General features: G+C 72.9%; 4 protein-coding genes and 1 pseudogene. 3 read left to right on the top strand and 2 right to left on the bottom strand.

The genetic code is table 11. The features are described from left to right. Together ABNT58_RS26900 and ABNT58_RS26905 are read left to right on the top strand one after the other, a co-directional pair. Positions 1 to 228: aspartate/glutamate racemase family protein (locus tag ABNT58_RS26900; protein ID WP_348756446.1), on the top strand; the 228-nt coding region annotated here is incomplete at its 5' end. A gap of 11 nt (positions 229 to 239) precedes the next feature. Further along, positions 240 to 1,550 (top strand): FAD-dependent oxidoreductase, encoded by a 1,311-nt coding sequence (locus ABNT58_RS26905; RefSeq protein WP_348756447.1) that lies wholly within the window; start codon positions 240 to 242, stop codon positions 1,548 to 1,550. Positions 1,551 to 1,566: 16 nt separating this feature from the next. On the opposite strand, the gene ABNT58_RS26910 is transcribed toward ABNT58_RS26905, so the two are convergent. After that, positions 1,567 to 1,989 (bottom strand): DUF86 domain-containing protein, encoded by a 423-nt coding sequence (locus tag ABNT58_RS26910; protein WP_348756448.1) that lies wholly within the window; start codon positions 1,987 to 1,989, stop codon positions 1,567 to 1,569. Then, positions 1,979 to 2,374, bottom strand: coding sequence for a nucleotidyltransferase domain-containing protein (locus tag ABNT58_RS26915; protein WP_348756449.1), 396 nt, complete (start codon positions 2,372 to 2,374; stop codon positions 1,979 to 1,981). Before ABNT58_RS26915 ends, ABNT58_RS26910 begins: the two co-directional genes overlap by 11 nt. Positions 2,375 to 2,465: 91 nt before the next feature. Between ABNT58_RS26915 and ABNT58_RS26920 the strand changes: the two are divergent. Next, positions 2,466 to 2,684 (top strand): annotated as a pseudogene (locus tag ABNT58_RS26920) (hypothetical protein); the annotation flags it as partial.

Genomic DNA, 2,684 nt, shown 5'->3' on the forward strand with positions numbered 1-2,684 from the left:
ATCGCCGCCGTCAAGGCCGGCGACCTGCCAGCCGCCCGCGGCCTGCTGCTGCCGGTGGCCGAAGCGCTGGCCCGGCGCGGCGCCCAGGCCCTGGTGCTGGGCTGCACCGAGATTCCGCTGGTGATACCCGCAGCCGGCGCGCCGCTGCCGGTGATCGACGCGACCGAAGCCCTGGCGCGCCGCGCCGTGGCCTGGTCGCTGGCGCAGCGCAGCGCCGTGCCTGCCTGAAGGAGCCCTGGATGAACCCGCACACCGCCCCGGCGGGGCAGCGCCATGCCTGCGTGATCGGCGCCGGCATCGTCGGCGCGGCCACCGCGCAGGCGCTTTCCGAGCGCGGCTGGCGCGTGACCCTGGTGGACGCACAGCCGCAGGCCGGCCGCGGCGAAAGCTTGGGCAACGGCGCCCAGCTGAGCTACAGCTACGTGGAACCGCTGGCCACGCCCGATGCGTTGAAGAACCTGCCCAAGTGGCTCTTGTCGCCCACCAGCCCGCTGCGCTGGCGGCCGCAGCCGCGCCTGGGCCATGCGCGCTGGTTGAGCGAGTTCATCGCCGCCTGCCAGTGGCCCACGGTGCGCCGCACCAGCGAGCAGCTGCTGGCGCTGGCCGCCGAAAGCCGCCGCACCCTGCACCGCTGGCTGGCCGCGCAGCCGGGCAGCGCCGAAGCCACCCGCCACACCCGCCCGGGCAAGCTGGTGATCTACCGCAAGCCCGAGGCACTGGCCGGCGTGCAGCGGCAGATCGACTGGCAGCGCGCCTGGGGCTGCGAGCAGGCCATCGTGGGCGCCGACGAGGTGAAGCGGCTGGAGCCTGCGCTGGCCGCCACCGGCGGCGGTCCCATCGCCTTCGGCGTGTGGACCGAGAGCGAAGAGGTGATCGACGCCGCCCGGCTGGCGGTGCTGCTGGCCGAGCGCAGCGGCGCCACGCTGCGCCTGGGCCAGCGGGTGACGGCGCTGCAGCGCGATGGGGCGGGCCGCGTGGTGGCCTGCCTGCTGGCTCCCGCCGGTGCCGCCACTGGCCAGGCGGCCGAACGGCTGGAGGCCGATGACTTCGTGCTGGCCGCCGGGCCGGCCACGCTGCAGCTGCTGCGCCCGCTGGGCGGCCGGCCGCCGATCGAGCCGATCAAGGGCTACAGCGTGTCATTGCCCATCGTGGACGACGGCGCGGCGCCCCGCGTGAGCATCACCGACAACGGCCGCAAGCTGGTGCACGCACGCCTGGGCGACCGGCTGCGCGTGGCCGGCTTCGCCGAGCTGATCGGCATGAACCGCGCGCTGCCACCGCGCCGCATCGAGGCGCTGTGCCAGGCGGTGCGCGAGACCTTTCCCGGCGCCTGTAGCCATGACGACGTGCAACCCTGGACCGGCCTGCGCCCTGCCACGCCCAGCGGCCGGCCCCAGGTGGGCCCCACCCGCTGGCCCGGCCTGTGGCTGAACGCCGGCCACGGCGCCCTGGGCCTGACGCTGGCCTGCGGCAGTGCGAGCGTGCTGGCCGATTTGATGGAGAACCGCCAACCGGCCCTCGACCCGCAGCCGTTCCGCGTGACGGCGTGAAGCCTGGATCCGTTGATCAGCTGGAAGAGCCTGCGTGCCCCAGCACGGCCCGGGTGAACTGCAGGAACTCATCCAGGTGGTCGCGGATGATGGCCACGGTGATGGGCAGCTGCAGCTTCTGGTACTCGTGCACCGCGATGTTGCGGAAGCCGACCATGCGCTTCATGGCCTCTGCCAGCGCCGACTCGATCAGGCCGGCTTGCGCCAACAGATCGAACACTTGCCGCGCGCTTTGCGGCACACCCAGCTGATCTCGGCGCACCAGGTGCTGGCCCATGTCCAAGGCCGCCTCACAGGCGCGCTGGATGTTGAGGATGGCCGCGTCCTGGCGGGTGAAGTCGGTGGCGAAGGTGTCGGGGCCGCGCTCGTATTCCTCGCGCGCGCGGCGTACGCAGCGCTCGATCGCGGCCGCCTTGTTCAGCAGTATTTCATTCACCATACACACGGCCCCTGCGCAGGATGTCGGCGATCAAAGGTGCGCGAGCTTCGTCCAGCGCCAGCATCTCGTTGAGCATCGCTGCCTCCCACATCATCACTTCGTCGTCACGCCGCCACCAGGCCACGCCGGTAGTGAGCACCTGGTGCTGCATCACGGTGGACGCCGCGCGCAGATCGAGCAGATCGACGTGGCAGCCCGCCAGATCGGCCACCTCACTGGCCAGCGACCACAGGGCCACCGGGTCGGCATAGCCGGGCACCAGCACGGCCAGGTCGAGGTCGCTGTCGGGCCCGGCCGTGCCTTGCACCCGGCTGCCGAAGGCATGCACGGCCAGCAGCGTGGGCAGCCGCTGCCGCAGCAATGTGACGATGGCATCCGCTTCCATGGGGGGATTGTGGTGCCAGCGGCCGAGCAGCACAGGCGTCGCCCCGCTTTTTTGCCCGCTACGCCGCCGCAGGGGCGCCGATGATGCGGCCATGCCCCGTGTCTTCCTGCTGCGCAGCGATGCGCCCGCCAAGCCCCTGCCCGGCCAGCCGTGCAATGGCTGCGGCGTGTGCTGCGCGGCCGAGCCCTGCCCGGCCGGCATGCTGGTGAGCCGGCGCCGCACCGGCCGCTGCCGCGCCTTGCGCTGGGCCGGCGAGCGTTACCGCTGCGGCCTGGTGACCGACCCTGCGCGCCACTTGCCCCGCACACTG

It is taken from the genome of uncultured Aquincola sp. (genome assembly GCF_964001545.1).
In the GTDB taxonomy this organism is placed as follows: Bacteria; Pseudomonadota; Gammaproteobacteria; order Burkholderiales; family Burkholderiaceae_C; genus Aquincola.